Consider the following 16,562-nt stretch of genomic DNA (forward strand, 5'->3'; position numbering starts at 1 on the left):
ATCGTCACCAGGCAATCGGCTGGACGCCCGCAGCTTCAAGCAAGCGGTTGCAGGCGACAAAGGGGTTTTCCATCGGCAGCAATTCGTCGGCGAACGCCGGATGCGGGCGAGAGATCACGTGTATGGGCGGCGACGGATTGGTCATGCGGGCGATAGCCAGACAGTCCGTCGCCGCGTCGCCGAACGCGATGATCACCAGAGGGGTATTGCGTTTGGCGAGAATCTCGAGCACCCGCAACATCAGCGGACGCCATACGGGCAAATGCCCGCGAGACTGATGAGGATCGACTGCAACCTGGAAGCGGGAAAGCGTGAGCGACGAGTTCAGCAACAGCACGCCCTGCGTCACCCACCGTTCGGCCAGACGATCAGCGGGCTCAAGATCGACCTTGCCGGTCTCGATGTCGTCAAGCAGTCCGGGCCAGGATTCAAAGGAACGGGCGTATTCTGCATTGCCTGAGCGCGCCGCGCAGATCAGCTGCATATAGGCGCGAACGCTTTTCGAGAACATCTTGTCCAGCTCACGCCAGACCGCGACATTGCCGGCTTCGAAGGCGCGACCGGTCGCAAAGTCCGGCGCGGGATAGGGATCCTGCCCCAATATCAGGCAGGTGACGTCATCCGGCGCAATATCATCAAAGGCGCGCAGAATATGCGCGCCCTCCGGCGCGCCAGGAAAGGTCTGGCCGCGACGGGCCGGAAAGATCGGCTCCCAGGGCTCAAGCGTGAGAGAAGGATCGCAATCGTCGAAACCGAGTGCGACGTCGCCAAGAACTGCGCGCCAGGATTCGGGCAGGTCATCCTGCCAGCCCGTCAGCGTTTCCTGCAATGCCTCGACCAGTCTTTCCGGCATGAAATCTCCCTGAAACGGAATTCAGCTTTGCAAAACCTGACCAAAACGTCAAGTAATGAAATTCCAAAACCTGACCAAAACGTCAGATTTTTTCAACAGGCCCTTCCCTCTCCGGAAAGAAGGGTTTATTGCCCTTGACTGCTATACGGCCGAGGCGGAGAAAGCAGACCGGGGAGAGATCAATGCCGGAGACAGCAGGACGACCATGGTAGCGCCGAAGAAAAATTCCGAGGCTCGCATACGCGCGCGCAACGAGGCCAAAATTCTAAAAGCCGCCGTGGACCTGTTTTCCCGCAAGGGTTTCGACGGCACGCGCATCGCCGAGATTTCACAGGCGAGCGGTCTGCCGAAGGCCAATGTCTACTATTATTTCGAAACCAAGGAAGCGATCTACGCGACGCTGATCGAACGATTGCTTGCCGGTTGGGACGAAGCCCTGGGACATATCGATCCGGCTCGCGAGCCGGAAGAAGCGCTCCGAGACTACATCCGCGCAAAGATGGATTATTCTCGCAAACACCTCGTCGATTCACGGTTCTTCGCCAACGAGATGTTGCGCGGCGGCAGGTTCCTGTCGCGCAAGCAGAAGAAGCACATGCAGAAGATCACGAAAGAAAAGGCCACGGTGATAGAAGGCTGGATCCGTGATGGAAAAATGGCGCAGGTCGACCCCAACCACCTGTTCATGACGATCTGGGCGTCGACGCAGTTCTACGCCGATTTCGCCACCGTCGCCGCCGTGACGCTCTGCAAGAACAGGCTTACGACCCGGGATTATGAGGAAGCCTACGACAATATCGTGACGTTGATCCTGAACGGGTGCCTGAAACCGGCGGCTCAGTAAGCCCACCACGGCTGCGACTTTCGAATTACTTCGGCCAACGATTGATTCTGCGATTCGTCACGCCGGCCTCTTCAGCATCAGCGCGAGGCGTCGGCATTCGCATACGATCTCGTTGCGCTGATTGATCCCGCGCTGCAGGAAGGTGACGATGCCTTGCGTCGGTCGCGACTTGCTTTCGCGTTTGGCAAGCACTTCCGTTGTGGCGCGGATCGTATCGCCCGCAAAGACCGGCTTCGGAAACTTGACCTCTTCCCAACCCAGATTGCCGACGGTCGTGCCGAGCGTCGTCTCGCCGACCGAGAGGCCGACGACCAGACCAAGCGTGAAGACGCTATTGATCAGAGGCTTTCCGAATTCCGTCGTCTTCGCGTACTCGTGGTCGATGTGAATGGCCGCCGGGTTCATCGTCAGGGTCGAAAACAGCGTGTTGTCCATTTCGGTAACGGTGCGTCGAACCTCGTGTTCGATGACCATGCCGATCTCGAATTCCTCGAAATATTTGCCTGCCATTCTGTATGTCCTCCCGTCGCGGCGAATCGGCCTTTTGAAGGAAGGAGGTTATCACAGCGCACGAACATGCCGATCTCCCGATACGAGGAAATTCCGGAACGCCAGTCGTCTTCCACCGTTGCCGGTGGACAATGAAAAAGCGCTTCGGCAAAGTAACAATCAAGGCGCCGGGATAGAAATGGCGCCGAGTCGCCACAGGAACGTGTCAACCACGCTCATATTTGTTAAGTCTGAATCTGCCGGTGGCGGGCGTCTCCAGCATTCCAAAATGCGGGCGCGGAACATCCGGCGTAACCGGTCGTTATTTCGCGACAACGCCGTTCACCGCCCCTTTCCCGACATGAAAACGGGCTATCGGACGGATCGATTGAAACTCACACAAGATATCTGCAACAAGAGCCATGATTATTAATACTTCAGAATACGACTTCCATTGGCTACTGCGTGCGACAGTGCTTACGACGTTGCTTCTGACGGCGGCGCCCGTTGTCGAAACAGCCGCGCAGACCCTTGATAGCGACAGGACGGAGACGATTGTCGGTTCCGAAGTGAAGGAAAAGACGAAAGCCGATGTCCCGTCCGTAGATACGGTGGTAGCAGCGATCGCCCAGGCCGACGACGCGGCTGGAAAAATCCTGCTTCTCGTCAACGTCGAGAGTTTCGACATTGTGTTCCTTGGCGAACCCGAGACGATCGAGGGTTTCGAGAAGGTCGAGACGGCGATCGCCGACAGCGAAAGCGCCGTCGCCGAAATGCGCCACGCCATGAAGGGCAGCGCCGTCTTTTACAATGCGCTCGATTCCCATAACGTCGACATCGACAAAGTCGTCGCCGCAGAGATCACGGAGGACGGCGCAGTCACAGTTTACCTGCTCGCCTCGAAATAGCGGAAGGCCCTGTGCGAACGCAGCTTGTTCATGAGAAACCGGAAGAGCAGAAGCGGGTCCGGAATGCGGCGCGCAACGGCGCCCAACGCCTGATGGGCCTGCCTGCTGCGAATGGCGCGGCTTCTGGCGATGTAAAAATCATAGTCGATCGATCCGTCCTTGCGGGTCTGAAAGCTTTTCGTATCGGTCATGGCAATCTCTCCTTGTTCAGTGAGGACAAGATTGCTCGACTCGGCGCCGCTTCGCTTGAAGACCATGTTGAGATAGTCTTGAGATTATCTTGATTTCTTCACGCAACCGGCCACAGGAAACAAAGATCGCATGAAATATGGTTTTGCCGATTGTGTGCTCGACGCCGAAAGCTACAGCCTCGCACGCAACGGCCAGACGGTCGCCGTTGAACCCCAGGTTTTCGATCTTCTGCTGCTGCTTGCGCGCAACGCCGGACGCCTGGTGACCAAGGATCAGATTGTCGAGGAGATCTGGAACGGACGCATTGTCTCCGAAGCCACGATCAGCGCGCGCGTCAACGCCGCTCGAACGGCCGTCGGCGACAACGGGAAGGACCAGAAGATTATCCGCACCGTGACCCGTCGCGGCCTGGAATTGATCGTCCCCGCGACGACCGACGCCGAGGAACAACCAGCGCCGATCTCTGAAGCGCCGCAAACAGTGCGCTTCACCCGGTCATCTGATGGGATGCGCATCGCCTATGCGGCATCCGGATCCGGTCCGCCTGTCATGCGGGCGGGCCATTTCCTGACGCATCTGGAGAAAGACTGGCGCAGCCTGGTATGGCGTCCTTATCTCGAGGCGCTCGGCGCCCGCCACACGCTCATCCGTTATGATCAGCGTGGAACCGGTCTTTCGGACGCCAGGCTCACCGATATCTCTGTTGAGTCCTATGCGTCGGATCTGCTGGCCGTTGCAGACGCCGCAGGGCTGGAGAGGTTCCCGATCGTCGCATCCTCTCAAGGCGCGCCGGCGGCTATCAGGATTGCGGCGACGCATCCCGACCGCATCAGCCGACTGGTGCTCTATGGTGGTTTCGCTCAAGGACGGGCGCACCGCGATCCCGATTTCGGCGAGGCTGAAACCGAGGCGCTTCTGACCATGATCCGCAGCGGTTGGGGCAATCCGAAAAGCGCCTTCATGACCGCATTCACCACGCTGTTCTGTCCGAGCGCCTCACGCGCCGAACTGGACAATCTTGTCGAAATCCAGCTCGCCTCCGCCTCTCCGGAAAACGCAGCGCGTATCCGTGTCGAGATTGACCATATCGACGTGTTGAACGATCTGGAAAAGGTGCGCGCGCCAACGCTCGTCATCCACGCCAGCAATGATTCGGTTCATCCGGTCTCGCAGGGACGCCTGGTGGCTGCGACGATCGAAGGCGCCGAATTCCTTCAGGTCGAAAGCGACAACCACATCTATTTGCCATCCGATCCGGCATGGAAAACGATCGTCGACGCGCAACTGGAGTTTCTGGCCAGAGGCGACTGACCCCGCCCGTTGGCTTCTGCATCGCGGGGCACTACATAGGAAACGGCGCCGGTTGCCCGTTCCCTCGAATTTTCATCCTGTCAGAGTAGTTTCATGATCCCCTATTCCATTCTCGACCTCGCCCCCGTGCCCGAAGGCTCGAGCGTCGAAGACGCGTTGCGCAACAGCATTGATCTCGCGCGCCACGCAGAGAAACTTGGGTACAACCGCTATTGGCTGGCCGAGCACCACAACATGCCGGGCATCGCCAGCGCTGCAACCTCAGTATTGATTGGCCAGATCGCCGGCGACACAACCTCAATGCGCGTCGGCTCCGGGGGCGTGATGTTGCCCAATCATGCGCCGCTCGTCATTGCGGAGCAATTCGGCACGCTGGCGACGCTTTTTCCGGGTCGGGTCGACCTGGGTCTTGGCCGCGCTCCGGGCACCGACATGCCGACGGCGCGAGCCCTGCGGCGCAACCTCGACGGCGGAGACAACTTCCCGCAGGACGTGGTCGAACTGATGGCGTATTTCTCAGACGAGGCGCAGAACTTTTCAGTGCGGGCGATCCCGGGCGCGGGAACGCGCGTTCCCATATGGATTCTGGGATCGAGCACCTACGGTGCGCAATTGGCGGCCCATTTGGGCCTGCCCTATTCCTTTGCCTCGCATTTCGCCCCGGCGGCGCTGGATGTCGCGCTGGAAATCTATAGGGATACCTTTAAACCCTCCCAACAGCTCGAAAAGCCTTACTTCATGCTGGCCATGAACGTCTTCGCCGCCGACACCGACGAGGAAGGCCAGTTCCTTCATTCAACCATGTTGCAGGCCTTCGCCAATCTGCGCAGCGGCCGACCGGGCAAGCTGCCAAGACCGGCCAAAGACCTGCATGAGCGATACGACCGGGCGATCCTGGAATCCGCCAGTCAGGCGCTCTCCTTTTCGGCCGTCGGCTCGGCTGCGACCGTGCGCGACCGGATCCGCTCCGTGATCGATCGATACCAGCCGGACGAAATCATCTTCACCGGACAGATTCACGACCACGCAGCGCGGCTCAAGTCCTTCGAATTGGCGTCCGGCGTTATGGGAGCCCTGGAGCCAGCCTGACATCGAAAACGCAATTGCAGGGAACACGAAACGGAGCACAGTGCGAGATGTTCGATTTTGCAAACAAGGTGGTGCTGATTACCGGCGCGGCGCAGGGTTTTGGCAGGGTGCTGGCCGACGCCTTCGCCCAACACGGCGCGAAACTGGCGCTGTGCGATATCAATGACGCGGGCGGCGAAGAAACCCTCACCGCAATCAAAGGCAAGGGAGCGGAAGGCTTCTACATGCACGCCGACGTATCCCGGGAAGCCGATGTGGAGGCGTTTGTCGCGGAGACCGTGGCGCGCTTCGGAAGGCTCGACATTGCGATCAACAACGCGGCGAAGGAAATTGCGGGGCCGACGCTGGACTTGCCGTCGGAGGATTTCGACACGCTCATCGACACAAATCTGAAGGGCACTTACTACGGCATGAAGCACCAGGTCGCGCAGATGCGGAAGAATGGCGGCGGGGGCCGATCGTCAATCAGGCGTCGATCACCAGCAGCATGACAGGCGTCGCCGACAACGGGCTATACGGCGCGACCAAAGGCGGGGTCATCGGGCTGACCAAATCCGCGCTCTGCAGGTCGCAGCCGAAAACATCTCGATCAACGCCATCGCGACCTGCGCCTTCGACATTCCAAACGACGTGTTCATGCGCTGGGTTGAGGATCATCACGCAACACGCGATGAAGCCGCCGAATGGGTTCCGATCAAGCGTCTCGGTCGACCGCAAGAGATCGCCGCGGCGACGCTTTATCTGGCGTCCGACGAAGCGCGTTTCGTGGTGGGCCATGTACTCACCGTCGATGGCGGATTTACAGCCCAATAGGCAAAGTGAATGTTGAGGATGAACAGGCGCAATTTTTCAAAGGTAGCCGTTATCGGACTCGCGGCGCCGTTTCTCATTCTGCGCGCGCTTCCCGCCTGGACACAGGAGCAGAGTATCGAAGAGGCTGCGCGTTCCTTCGATCGATTGCGCTCGCTGATCGTGCAGCATGGCGACAAGGTGTTGTTTTTCGAAGCGTTGCGTGGTCCGCCGCTCGACCAGCCGGCGAGTATCAAGTCCTGTTCGAAAAGCATCGTTTCGCTGTTGCTTGGAACGGCGATCGCGCGTGGAGAGGCCTCAAGCGTCGATGCGCGTCTTGCCACAGTCGCCCCGACCATTATTCCCTCCGACGCCACACCCGGCGTTGAAGACATTACACTTGAGGATCTGGTGACCATGAGGGCCGGCCTGGCGGCGACCTCCGGCCCCGAATACGGCGCGTGGATCAGTTCGGACGACTGGATCGGCTACGCCCTGCGGCAACCGATGGTCGGGCGCCCCGGCGGCCGCATGATCTATTCGACCGGCTCGACGCATGTTCTGGGCGCAGCGCTGACGGTCTCGACGGGCAAGGACCTGCTGACACTGGCCCGCACGCGTCTCGGCGCGCCTCTGGGAATCGAAATCCCACCCTGGACCCGAGATCCGAAGGGTTTCTATCTCGGCGGCAATGAAATGGCGCTCTCGCCTCATGCAATGCTGAAAATCGCGATCATGATGCGCGACGGCGGACGCTTCGAGGGCAAGCAGATCGTCCCGAAAAGCTGGATCGACGCCTCGACGCAAGCGCGCACCCGTTCGCCCTGGTCCGGGATGGATTACGGCTACGGATGGTTTCTGACAGAAACGGGATTCATCGTCGCCCGCGGTTACGGCGGCCAGATCATCGCCGCCAACCCCTCGCGCAAACTGGCCGTCGCCTTCACCTCCGATCCCGATCGTCCAGCGCGCTCGGCCGGCTATTTCGGCGAACTGATGCGCTTCCTCGACGGCCCGATCCTGCATGCCGCGCGGGGATGACAAAGCGGCAGCGTAGTCATCAGCAAGGAATTCTTTCGCAGGACACCGGACACGGAAGGCCTGCCTGAACCTTTTGAACAAACACTGTTTTGAGCAGGTTTGGTTAACCAGGCATGCCTCTGTTTTCCAACGCTTCGCCACCTTTGTCAGCTATACCGCCTGATCTACATCCCCGGGTCAGGTCCCGGCGTCGCTTGCTACTATAGCAGTAAAACGATCCCGCACGATATCGACCCGACCTTCCGGACTCCTTATATTACCTTCAAGGAAATGACCGAAATCATGTCGTTCTGATCGAATACAGCAAACCAACGGGGTGCCTTGGCAAAGTTCGCAGCTTCGTCGAGATGACTGAATTTGGTCGACGTGGTCGCTTCAGCTTCATTACCCAGCAATCGACTGTTCAACTTGGATGGCTCCACGATCAGGATTGTCGAGGCTTCGGGTTTCAATGTTATCGTCATGGCTGGCCCTCCAACACGTCCAAACTTATTCAGCGAAACCCGCTCCTAAATATCGCTCGCAGCAATGATCGCGTCAGCAATCGATGCGATGCTCTCCTTCGAATTCATCGATTTGTCGCGAATCCGCTTGTAGGCTTCCGCTTCACTGATTGACCGGCTTTCGGCCAGTAGTTGGACTGCCTTCTCGATCTTTCGCCGCGCCTTCAGCGTTTCATCCAGGGAAGATACCCGCTTCTTCAGCCGTACTTCGTGCCGGGCAAGACCGATTGCCGTGGACAGGGCGGCGAGCACACCGAAATGCCGGATCGGCTTCGATAGTACACCGTGCACATGCAAACGCTCCAGTTCTTCGAGTATCTCGGGAGTTTCGAACGAAATAATGCCAATCCTGGCGATATCATCTGCACTGGCCATCCACGCCAGCGCACCTTTGTCATGAATGCGGTTCACAAGAAACAGGACGATATCGATCTTGTCCGGCAAGGATGACGGAGCTGGCCAGACGCTTTCGACCTGGCATCCAATCCGGCGCAAATGCGCAAGAAACATCTCCCTTTCACTGTCATCTGGATGAATGACAAGCACCCGCATGCGCCGCAATCGACGAAGCAAATTATAGTGTCTTGGCGGCGGCTCATCTGTCATACGACAACACGTCCCGCGACTGATCGATCGTAAGCAACGAGGTACGGATCCGGCCGGACAACTGCGCCACTCCGCCAGACAATTTCAAACGTGCCATCGCTCGTGGCCTTTCCCACGAGCGGGCGAAGTGTCGAATGGTTCGTTTCGGTTTCTACAAAGATGTCGCCACTTGGGCCTTTGAAAACGGCCCCAGATAGTGCTGAAAGGATTGCATCAGTGTCGTCGCTACCAGCCTGTCTGACTGCGTTGGCAAACATGTGGACCTGATTGTAGCAGACCTCCGAATAGACGCCCGGTTCACCAGCTTTCTCATACCGCTCAACGAAATGTTTCCGAAATGCTTCGCTCGCAGCAGTCGGCAACGTTGAGAAATATGGCGCAACCGAGATGTGACCAATCCTGGCTTCCGGCTTCATTTTTGACAGTTCCGATTCCGTCGTCGTCAGAGATGCAATTGGCAGCTTTGTCCCGTCATAACCGGCTGTATGGAATGCGTCATACAATGTGATGCTGTCTTGCCCAACAACCGTCGAAATGATGGCGTTGACCTCTGGCACGATGGACGATTCAAGCACCATTCGGAAATGATCGCCATTTGCTCCGATTGGAAGGTAGCTTTCCGATGTAACCGCTCCGCCGCTTTCGGACAGAAATTCATTCACGATACGATTGACCTCACGCGCGTAAAGCGTGTCGGAACCGATCAATGCAATTTGTTTGCCTTCGTGCTCGTAGAAGTATTCCAGCAATGGCAGGATGACCTGATTGGGCACCGCGCCGCCGTAAATGACATTCGGAGAGTACTCGAACCCTTCGTATACCGATGGATAAAAGAGCACTCCGTTAAAGCGTTCAATGACAGGAAGTACAGCTTTACGGCTGGACGACAGGCAAGTGCCAAAGATCACATTGACCCGATGCTTGACCAACAGTTCCGTTGCCAATGCCGCGTACTGTTCATCAGAGCCGAACGGATCCAGCACGACTGGCTCAATGGTACGTCCGGAAATCCCGCCGGACGCGTTGATTTCTTCGCAGGCCAGCAGGATGCCTTGAACATGCGCGTTTTCTGTTACGGCCATTGGGCCGGTCTGAGAAAACAGTACGCCAATCTTGATAGTATCAGCGTCCACCACTCACACTGCCTTTCACCCGGCTATCGACAAATTTAGCAATCGCCAGAAGTTGTTCGTCTTTTCCTGGCCTGCCCATCAACATCATGCCGACAGGCAAGCCGGGCGCTCCATTGGGAACCGGAATTGTGATGCACGGAAATCCCGCAAGATTCCCGATCCAGCAAAACCAGGTCATGCTGTCCTGTGTCGTGACCTTCCGGCCACCGAACTGTTGCCAGTCGACACCGTGCTTTGGCGCCACGACCGGTAACGTCGGCAATACGAGTGCATCCCAATCGCCAATCTGGTTCAAGAGCTTGTCAGAAAATTCCGCTCTGATTGACAGGCCTTTCAAGTAGTCTTCGGCAGAGATCTGCCTTCCAGCCTCCAAATGTGCGCGCGTGACATCAGAAAAACCAGTACCAGACAGTCTGGAGACATGATACGCAGAAGCTTCACAATGGAGAATTGCTTCCCAAGCGGAGAAGTAGCTGTCCATTTGATTCAATTCGACTGAAGCCACGGGCAAGCATGTGGCTTTCAATGCTGCAGCAAGCGCATTGTCCACCTCATCTGACCGTTCCAGGCCTGGGCCGTTCAGAGCTACCAGTTTTGGATTGGAGACCCCTTCGACCAAACCAAACGGCTGTGAATGGAAGGTTGAAGCATCGGCAGCATCTGTGCCGATGAAGTACGGCAATACAAGCTCGATATCTTCAATATCCCGCGTCAAAGGACCGGGTGCGTCGAGAGACCAGCTTAGAGCAAGAACTCCGTTGCGCGAAGCGCGACCGTATCCGGGCTTGAAGCCATAGACGCCACAGGCGGCTGAGGGAATTCGGACTGATCCGCCTGTGTCGCTGCCCAAGGCCATGCCGACAATTCCTGCTGCGACCGCAGCAGCCGATCCGCCGCTACTTCCGCCGGTGATACGGCTTTTGTCATGGGGGTTTTTCGTCGGGCCAAAAGACGAGGTGCTGTTTGTTGCGCCGTAGGCCCATTCGTGCATGTTGGTCTTTCCAAAGATAACTGCGCCAGCACGACGGAGATTTGCGACGACCGTCGCATCTACATTGCCGGGATCATCGGGCAAGGCATGCGAGCAGGCCGTCGTTGGATAATCCCTTGACAGGTAGTTGTCCTTGACTGCAATTGGGACGCCATCGATTGCGCTTAATGCGCGCCCTTGTTGTCTGCGTGTTGTTGCCGCCTCGGCCTGCTCCAGGATAACGGATCGATCCAGTGCAACAAACGCGTTGAGGTCCGCATTGCGTTCTGCGAGATCAAGAGCCCGTTCAGCCAGGGAGGACGGCGTCTCGGCTCCAGCGGCCAAGGCGGCAACTTGCGCGGACATGCTCTCAAGCTCTTTTGTCATCGAAAGCCTCCGGCTGATACACATGTGCTGGTTCGGTCGGTTTTGCGAAAGAGAAACGGGACAATCCGCCACGAATCCGTTTGAGCGTCGCCTCGATTTGTTTCAGTTGGTCTTCCGTCAGTTTGTTTTCGTCGCTCATGTTCAGACCCCCAATAGCTCTTGCTGAAGCGCCTTGTCGTTCTTGAGGCTTTGGCGATCCGTTTCGAGCCTGATTGCTCCCTTCTCCATCACGTAGGCACGGCCGGCGATTGAAAGGCAGAAGTCGAGATTCTGTTCGGCAACCAGAATTGCAATCTGGCTGTCCCGATTGATCCGTTTCAAAATCCCTGCCATTTCGTCGATGATTGACGGCTGAACGCCCTCGGTCGGTTCATCCAACAGAAGAATTTTTGGACGTGTGGCGAGCGCGCGAGCAAGAGCAAGTACTTGCTGCTGTCCGCCCGACAGCCCCCCCGCCAGATCGGTGGCCTTGGGCTCTAGAAGCGGGAAGTCGGCAAGCATTTCATCTACTGTCGCTTTGGCGTCATACCCATTCGACGCCGCAGCTACCGCAATATTCTCCATCACGGTCATCCGCTGGAAGACAAAGCGGCCCTGTGGCACATAGCCAAGGCCCATGCGCGCACGCTTGGAGGGCGAAGCAGGCGCTATTTCGCCCGCAATCTCCACAGTACCATTGGACGCCGGTATCAAACCGGTCGCAAACCGCATCAGAGTGGATTTTCCCACACCGTTGCGACCGAGAAGGGCCACGATCTCACCTGCGTTCACATCAAGTGAGACATCACGGATAATCGTCGTCTTACCGTAGCCGCCAGTTGCACTAATGACCTTAAACATGCTCACTCCTCCCAAGGTAAATGTCGAGGACGGCATCGTTTGCACGCAGGGTATCGATGTCTCCCTCAGCGAAGAGCTTCCCTTGATGAAGTACGGTCACATGGCCTTCGAGGGTTCTGATAAACTCCATGTCATGTTCGACCACAACGACTGTTGTGTACTTGGCGAGTGTCCTGACCAGCAGGGACAATTCCCGCGTTTCTTCGTTTGTCATCCCAGCTGCGGGTTCATCGAGCAGGATCACGCGGGGCGCCAGACAAAGCACCATGCCGATGTCGAGCCATTGCTGTTGTCCATGCGACAAGGCTGATGCTTCGACGGCGGCTTGTTCGTGCAGACCAAGCATGTCCAGAACCTTCCGGCTTATTGCGATGGCCTGAACATTGTCTCTGGTGCGCGCATAGGCAGCCGTCCAGAGATTCTCCGCTACGGAAAGCGGGCCAAACACCTGCGGCTTCTGGTTCTTGACTCCCATGCCCTTGCGGACACGATTGAAAATGGGAGATCTCGTTACATCCTCGCCGCCCAGCAGAACTGACCCGCCCTCTGGCGGATACATTCCCACGCAAGTTTTCAGGAACGAGCTCTTGCCGGCACCGTTGGGACCAATAAGGGCGTAAGGTTTGCCAGGTGCGAATTCCCTGCTGACCTTGTTGACAGGAACAACGCCGCCAAAGCGCTTGTAGAGATCAACAGTGTCCAGTTCCTTGGCTGGCCCGGCCTGCTCAGCGGCGTCCTTGAGAATGAGTTCCAACACGTCTGTATCGATTTTGACGGCGCCGGCATTGCGCGCGGCATCGTTCGGATCGGGGATAACCTGCCGCCAGACCCGGTCGATGGCTCCAAGAACCCCGTTGTGAAGGAACAACACAAGCAGGATGAGGACTGCGCCGAGGATAAGTGTTGTCTGCCCACCCGCTGCACCACCGCCCAACCAGAAAGACAAGGCTCCAATTGCAAGCGCGCCGAGGAACGGTCCAGCCAAGGTGCCAAGCCCGCCGACCAGAACATAAATCGGAACGAGCAACGCCTCGGGTACCGAGAATATCGAGGGATTGAGGTAGTTCGCCCAAAGAGCGAACAACGCACCAGCGATACCCGCCACAGCACCGGAATAGGCAAAATTGATGATCTGGAACTTGCGGATGTCAAAACCGAGCAGTTCGCTTTTTCCGATATCAATCCGCACGCAGTCGACAATCCGACCAAAATTGCTGCGCATCAGCCATCGGGTGAAGAAATAAATGCCTGCGCTGATGACAACAACCAGGGCAAAGGCGCCGTTCGGACCGAGGGCTTCGGCCTGTGGACCGTAACCGATCACAAATCCCGGAATGTTGGACAGGCCGTTGTCGCCGCCAATGACCGCTTGACCGACATCCATCTTGAATGATTGGGTCACGGCCCAAACCAACAAGGTGAAGGTGTAGGACAGAATCGTTGATTGCAGCTCGCCCATGCGGGCAAAGAAGATGATGTAGCCTAGAGCTGCCGCAACCAGTGCGCCGAAGATTGCCCCGGAAGGCAAAGCCCAAACCAGCGTCATTCCCCATTGCGGAGCCATGTTGATCGCGATGACTGCGCCAAAGTAACCACCCAGTCCGTAGAAAGCGGTCTGCGCAAGGGACAGAAAACCTCCTCGGCCCCAGATAATATCAAGGCTCAGGCCTAGCAGACCGAAAATGACCCAAGAGGTCGCTACGAAAGCAAGGTACGGGTCGAGGGAACCTGCGACCAACAAGGCAATTGCTGTCGCGATGAGCGGGAACACGAAGCTCGCAGAATAGTAGAGTTTATCAAGCATGTCGGCGTTCCTACAGCTTGCGGCGCCAATTGCGTGAAATACCCATCGGGTAAAGCCACAGCATAAGTGCGGTTGCGACAAAGAAGAAAATATCACCGACCACGGAGGTCATGAAGCTCGCGGTAACTGATGACCCACCTCCCAGACCGAGAGCCGTCACGGCTGTGCCGGTAAGTGCGACCGGGCCCGCGACAACAACGGTAAGAAAGCCCTTGACCGCGAAAAAAAGGCCCATGGAGGGCGTCGCTGGAATGATGGGGAGCAGGATAGCGCCCGCAAAACCGGCGAGACCGCAACCGATGGAAAATGTCAGCGTGTTTACACGCGAAGAGTCGATTCCAATCGCCTGAGCCATTTCTGGCTCCTGAATGGAGGCCCGCGCCTTCATTCCGTAGACCGTCTTCGTCATCAGAAGGTAGACAAAGGCCAGCATAAGCCCAGCTACAGCAATCATTGCAAGCGGATAGACAGCCAGACTGTAGGCGCCAATCTTTAGACTGTATTGCGGCATGCCAATACCCGGGGACACAGTGCCGAAAAGCAGTACAGCGCACTGATTGAACACCATACCCAGACCCCAAGTCGCCAGCATGGTGTCGAACAAGCGTCCATAGAGACGTCGGATTATGAGGAGTTCCACAATCGCCCCGATCATCATTGTCATGATGACGGCTACTGGAATGGCGAGCGGATAGGGGATACCCAACTGCGTGGCAGTCAGTGCCGAGTAGGCCCCCACCATCAGGAACTCGCCATGGGCAAGATTGATGACGCCCATCAGGCCGTAAACAACCGCCAAGCCGAGTGTTGCTATGAGCAAGATTGATGCGCTGGATAGTGATGACAGTAGCACTGTCGCCAGATAGTCGAGTTCCATGATATCCTCCCGGAACGGGCATGCCCATCAAGAACAGGCATGCCCGGCTATGCTTACTTGCCTTCGGGAGTAAAGTGTTCAGCGGTTTCAGGATTGGCGATGAGGTCGCACTTTTCATTCTCATACGCCGGCGCCGAAGCCGCGAAGGTCTGAACGATCTCGAAGCCGTGATTGTTGTCGCCTTTGGCGATGTAGATATCCTGCGTGAGGTGGTGGGAACCGGGCTCCAGTTTGACAGCCCCGTTCGGAGCTTCAAACGTCAGGCCGCTTTCGAGAGCGGGGATGACCTTTGCGGGGTCTGCAGAACCAGCCTTGTTGGCAGCTGCTGCCCAAAGGTGAACAGCGTTCCAAACATCAACGGCACCGGCAACGATTGGCGTTTCGGTTCCATATTTGGCTTCCCAGGCAGCTTTGAACTTGCCATTGGCGTCACTGTCGACAGCTGGGAAATAGCCCATTGCAGACACAAGACCTTCACCAGCCTGTGGCGATACCACCACCTGCTGGTTACCTGAGCCGTAGTTAGTGGAGACAACACCAATTGTGTCCTTCAGACCTGCCGCCGCGAACTGCTCAAGGAAACCTGTCTGGTTAGCTCCAACCGGAAGCGCAACGACCGCGTCAGGCTTTGCAGCCTGTATCTTCTGGATGGTCGGTGCATAGTCGGTGACCGAAAGCGCCAGATAATCCTCGCCGACGACTTCAGCGCCGTTCTGCTTGGCATATTCATGGATCCAGTGGCCAGAAATGGCGCCGAAATTGTAGTCTGGCGCCATGATGTAGATCCGCTTGCCGTAGTTCTCGACTGCCCACTTGATGAGGACGCTGAGCTGCTGGGAGGCTGACGAACCGGTGACGAAGGTCTGCTTGTCGCAGGCGCCGCCTTCATAAAGCGATGAGTAGAAATAGGGAATGTTCGCCTTGCGGAAGATTGGCCGGATGGCCTCGCGCGACGAACTGGTCAAACCGGCAAACATGGCGGAGATGCCATCACGGAGCACTGATGTTTGTGCAAACTGCGTATACTTGGCGAGTTCGGATTGTGCGTCGTAGCCGACGACGGTAACCGGTTCGCCATTGACGCCGCCTGCAGAATTGATGCTTTCAACAGCAAGGTTCAGCGCATTGTTCTGCTGGATACCGTAGATGTTTAGACCGCCGGTTAAATCGAAAATTGCACCGATTTTGGTTTCGGCATAGGCTGACTGGGCTGCCAGCAGCGCAATTGCCGCGACACCGAATCGAATTTTGTTAGGATACTTCATAGTGGTGTTCCCTGTCTCTGGAGAAGAGCTGAACACCAAATCTGCGCATGCCGGAAAAAGACAAAGCGACGCGCTCGAGACAAGTGTCCAGCTACGTCGCTTTTGGCTTTCATGTGCATCGTCGCACGTTAATACGTTAGCGCGCGGGCTAGTCATCTGTCAAGTCCGCTTGAGAGGTTCAGATCACCAGCCAAATCCAAAAGTGCGAAAGATATTTGACACTACCCGAACCTCTGGACTCCGCCGTCGGAGGCCGCCTCGATATCCTGCGCGAACGCGCGCTACAATTCCTGCCCAGATGATTCCGATATGATTCCGGAGCGAACTTTAGTCGCAATGCGCCAGGAACAAAAAAGCCCGCAAGTCACTGACTTTGCGGGCTATTCTTGGTTGCGGGGGCAGGATTTGAACCTGCGACCTTCAGGTTATGAGCCTGACGAGCTACCGGGCTGCTCCACCCCGCGTCAACACGCGGTTCTGCACGATCCGTTCCGGTAAGGCCGCCGCACGATGTGCGAAGCCCCGAGTTCGGGCATGTGTAAAGAGAAGATTGATTTGGTGTTGCTATTATCAGACCTGGCGATGACCTACTCTCCCGCGTCTTGAGACGAAGTACCATTGGCGCTGGGGCGTTTCACGGCCGTGTTCGGCATGGGAACGG

General features: G+C 57.1%; 19 protein-coding genes, 1 tRNA gene and 1 rRNA gene. 7 read left to right on the forward strand and 14 right to left on the reverse strand.

Annotation, left to right across the window (positions count from 1 at the left end; genetic code table 11):
* Positions 1-4: 4 nt before the first annotated feature.
* Positions 5-853 (reverse strand): uracil-DNA glycosylase family protein, encoded by an 849-nt coding sequence (locus AAFN47_RS13815; RefSeq protein ID WP_499809820.1) that lies wholly within the window; start codon positions 851-853, stop codon positions 5-7.
* Between the two features lie 205 nt (positions 854-1,058).
* Between AAFN47_RS13815 and AAFN47_RS13820 the strand changes: the two genes are divergently transcribed.
* Positions 1,059-1,697, forward strand: a complete 639-nt coding sequence (locus tag AAFN47_RS13820; RefSeq protein WP_499809821.1) for a TetR/AcrR family transcriptional regulator — start codon at positions 1,059-1,061, stop codon at positions 1,695-1,697.
* A gap of 57 nt (positions 1,698-1,754) precedes the next feature.
* Here AAFN47_RS13820 and AAFN47_RS13825 read toward each other — a convergent pair whose 3' ends face one another.
* A complete protein-coding gene (locus AAFN47_RS13825; protein WP_499809822.1) occupies positions 1,755-2,207 on the reverse strand; it encodes a MaoC family dehydratase in 453 nt (150 codons plus the stop codon).
* Positions 2,208-2,608: 401 nt separating this feature from the next.
* Here AAFN47_RS13825 and AAFN47_RS13830 point away from each other — a divergent pair, with 401 nt between their 5' ends.
* Complete coding sequence (locus tag AAFN47_RS13830; protein ID WP_499809823.1) at positions 2,609-3,094, forward strand: hypothetical protein; 486 nt, start codon at positions 2,609-2,611, stop codon at positions 3,092-3,094.
* Here the strand turns inward: AAFN47_RS13830 and AAFN47_RS13835 are convergent.
* A complete protein-coding gene (locus AAFN47_RS13835; RefSeq protein ID WP_499809824.1) occupies positions 3,073-3,285 on the reverse strand; it encodes a hypothetical protein in 213 nt (70 codons plus the stop codon). The genes AAFN47_RS13830 and AAFN47_RS13835 overlap by 22 nt on opposite strands.
* 130 nt (positions 3,286-3,415) lie before the next feature.
* On the opposite strand from AAFN47_RS13835, the gene AAFN47_RS13840 reads away from it, so the two are divergent.
* From AAFN47_RS13840 to AAFN47_RS13860, 5 genes are all read left to right on the forward strand, one after another.
* Positions 3,416-4,597 carry an alpha/beta hydrolase gene (locus tag AAFN47_RS13840; RefSeq protein ID WP_499809825.1) on the forward strand — a complete coding sequence of 394 codons (1,182 nt, stop codon included), beginning with the start codon at positions 3,416-3,418 and terminating at the stop codon, positions 4,595-4,597.
* A gap of 93 nt (positions 4,598-4,690) precedes the next feature.
* Complete coding sequence (locus AAFN47_RS13845) at positions 4,691-5,686, forward strand: LLM class flavin-dependent oxidoreductase (RefSeq protein ID WP_499809826.1); 996 nt, start codon at positions 4,691-4,693, stop codon at positions 5,684-5,686.
* A 47-nt stretch (positions 5,687-5,733) separates the two neighbouring features.
* Entirely contained in the window at positions 5,734-6,177 is a 444-nt protein-coding gene (locus AAFN47_RS13850) for an SDR family NAD(P)-dependent oxidoreductase (protein WP_499809827.1), read from the forward strand.
* Positions 6,128-6,499: an SDR family oxidoreductase gene (locus tag AAFN47_RS13855; protein WP_499809828.1), complete on the forward strand. Its 372-nt coding sequence runs from the start codon at positions 6,128-6,130 to the stop codon at positions 6,497-6,499. Before AAFN47_RS13850 ends, AAFN47_RS13855 begins: the two co-directional genes overlap by 50 nt.
* 9 nt (positions 6,500-6,508) lie before the next feature.
* Complete coding sequence (locus AAFN47_RS13860) at positions 6,509-7,516, forward strand: serine hydrolase domain-containing protein (RefSeq protein WP_499809829.1); 1,008 nt, start codon at positions 6,509-6,511, stop codon at positions 7,514-7,516.
* 251 nt (positions 7,517-7,767) lie between these two features.
* Here the strand turns inward: AAFN47_RS13860 and AAFN47_RS13865 are convergent, their stop codons facing one another.
* The 11 genes from AAFN47_RS13865 to rrf form a co-directional block, all read right to left on the reverse strand.
* The gene (locus AAFN47_RS13865) at positions 7,768-7,980 is read right to left on the reverse strand and encodes a hypothetical protein (protein ID WP_499809830.1); all 213 of its coding nucleotides are present in this window, start codon (positions 7,978-7,980) and stop codon (positions 7,768-7,770) included.
* 45 nt (positions 7,981-8,025) lie between these two features.
* On the reverse strand, positions 8,026-8,625 hold the full coding sequence (locus AAFN47_RS13870; protein ID WP_499809831.1) for an ANTAR domain-containing response regulator: 600 nt from the start codon (positions 8,623-8,625) through the stop codon (positions 8,026-8,028).
* Positions 8,622-9,761: a transporter substrate-binding domain-containing protein gene (locus tag AAFN47_RS13875; RefSeq protein ID WP_499809832.1), complete on the reverse strand. Its 1,140-nt coding sequence runs from the start codon at positions 9,759-9,761 to the stop codon at positions 8,622-8,624. The genes AAFN47_RS13870 and AAFN47_RS13875 overlap by 4 nt, the downstream gene beginning before the upstream one ends.
* Positions 9,748-11,115, reverse strand: a complete 1,368-nt coding sequence (locus tag AAFN47_RS13880) for an amidase (protein WP_499809833.1) — start codon at positions 11,113-11,115, stop codon at positions 9,748-9,750. The genes AAFN47_RS13875 and AAFN47_RS13880 overlap by 14 nt, the downstream gene beginning before the upstream one ends.
* The gene (locus AAFN47_RS13885) at positions 11,099-11,254 is read right to left on the reverse strand and encodes a hypothetical protein (RefSeq protein WP_499809834.1); all 156 of its coding nucleotides are present in this window, start codon (positions 11,252-11,254) and stop codon (positions 11,099-11,101) included. The genes AAFN47_RS13880 and AAFN47_RS13885 overlap by 17 nt, the downstream gene beginning before the upstream one ends.
* A 2-nt stretch (positions 11,255-11,256) precedes the next feature.
* Positions 11,257-11,955 carry an ABC transporter ATP-binding protein gene (locus tag AAFN47_RS13890; protein WP_499809835.1) on the reverse strand — a complete coding sequence of 233 codons (699 nt, stop codon included), beginning with the start codon at positions 11,953-11,955 and terminating at the stop codon, positions 11,257-11,259.
* The gene (locus AAFN47_RS13895) at positions 11,948-13,759 is read right to left on the reverse strand and encodes a branched-chain amino acid ABC transporter ATP-binding protein/permease (protein WP_499809836.1); all 1,812 of its coding nucleotides are present in this window, start codon (positions 13,757-13,759) and stop codon (positions 11,948-11,950) included. The genes AAFN47_RS13890 and AAFN47_RS13895 overlap by 8 nt, the downstream gene beginning before the upstream one ends.
* Positions 13,760-13,769: 10 nt before the next feature.
* A complete protein-coding gene (locus tag AAFN47_RS13900; protein WP_499809837.1) occupies positions 13,770-14,636 on the reverse strand; it encodes a branched-chain amino acid ABC transporter permease in 867 nt (288 codons plus the stop codon).
* Positions 14,637-14,689: 53 nt separating this feature from the next.
* Positions 14,690-15,901 (reverse strand): urea ABC transporter substrate-binding protein, encoded by a 1,212-nt coding sequence (locus AAFN47_RS13905; RefSeq protein ID WP_499809838.1) that lies wholly within the window; start codon positions 15,899-15,901, stop codon positions 14,690-14,692.
* Positions 15,902-16,288: 387 nt separating this feature from the next.
* Positions 16,289-16,365, reverse strand: a tRNA-Met gene (locus tag AAFN47_RS13910).
* A gap of 110 nt (positions 16,366-16,475) precedes the next feature.
* Positions 16,476-16,562: ribosomal RNA gene (gene rrf / locus AAFN47_RS13915) — 5S ribosomal RNA — on the reverse strand; the annotation flags it as partial.

The sequence above is a fragment of the Hoeflea sp. CAU 1731 genome, from assembly GCF_039888615.1.
In the GTDB taxonomy this organism is placed as follows: Bacteria; Pseudomonadota; Alphaproteobacteria; order Rhizobiales; family Rhizobiaceae; genus Flavimaribacter.

Coding starts and splice junctions, on each gene's coding strand:
- AAFN47_RS13845 (WP_499809826.1), top strand. CDS start 4,691: ATGATCCCCTATTCCATTCTCGACCTCGCCCCCGTGCCCGAAGGCTCG.
- AAFN47_RS13880 (WP_499809833.1), bottom strand. CDS start 11,115: ATGACAAAAGAGCTTGAGAGCATGTCCGCGCAAGTTGCCGCCTTGGCC.
- AAFN47_RS13825 (WP_499809822.1), bottom strand. CDS start 2,207: ATGGCAGGCAAATATTTCGAGGAATTCGAGATCGGCATGGTCATCGAA.
- AAFN47_RS13895 (WP_499809836.1), bottom strand. CDS start 13,759: ATGCTTGATAAACTCTACTATTCTGCGAGCTTCGTGTTCCCGCTCATC.
- AAFN47_RS13890 (WP_499809835.1), bottom strand. CDS start 11,955: ATGTTTAAGGTCATTAGTGCAACTGGCGGCTACGGTAAGACGACGATT.
- AAFN47_RS13855 (WP_499809828.1), top strand. CDS start 6,128: ATGGCGGCGGGGGCCGATCGTCAATCAGGCGTCGATCACCAGCAGCAT.
- AAFN47_RS13830 (WP_499809823.1), top strand. CDS start 2,609: ATGATTATTAATACTTCAGAATACGACTTCCATTGGCTACTGCGTGCG.
- AAFN47_RS13820 (WP_499809821.1), top strand. CDS start 1,059: ATGGTAGCGCCGAAGAAAAATTCCGAGGCTCGCATACGCGCGCGCAAC.
- AAFN47_RS13900 (WP_499809837.1), bottom strand. CDS start 14,636: ATGGAACTCGACTATCTGGCGACAGTGCTACTGTCATCACTATCCAGC.
- AAFN47_RS13815 (WP_499809820.1), bottom strand. CDS start 853: ATGCCGGAAAGACTGGTCGAGGCATTGCAGGAAACGCTGACGGGCTGG.
- AAFN47_RS13850 (WP_499809827.1), top strand. CDS start 5,734: ATGTTCGATTTTGCAAACAAGGTGGTGCTGATTACCGGCGCGGCGCAG.
- AAFN47_RS13865 (WP_499809830.1), bottom strand. CDS start 7,980: ATGACGATAACATTGAAACCCGAAGCCTCGACAATCCTGATCGTGGAG.
- AAFN47_RS13905 (WP_499809838.1), bottom strand. CDS start 15,901: ATGAAGTATCCTAACAAAATTCGATTCGGTGTCGCGGCAATTGCGCTG.
- AAFN47_RS13835 (WP_499809824.1), bottom strand. CDS start 3,285: ATGACCGATACGAAAAGCTTTCAGACCCGCAAGGACGGATCGATCGAC.
- AAFN47_RS13860 (WP_499809829.1), top strand. CDS start 6,509: ATGTTGAGGATGAACAGGCGCAATTTTTCAAAGGTAGCCGTTATCGGA.
- AAFN47_RS13885 (WP_499809834.1), bottom strand. CDS start 11,254: ATGAGCGACGAAAACAAACTGACGGAAGACCAACTGAAACAAATCGAG.
- AAFN47_RS13870 (WP_499809831.1), bottom strand. CDS start 8,625: ATGACAGATGAGCCGCCGCCAAGACACTATAATTTGCTTCGTCGATTG.
- AAFN47_RS13840 (WP_499809825.1), top strand. CDS start 3,416: ATGAAATATGGTTTTGCCGATTGTGTGCTCGACGCCGAAAGCTACAGC.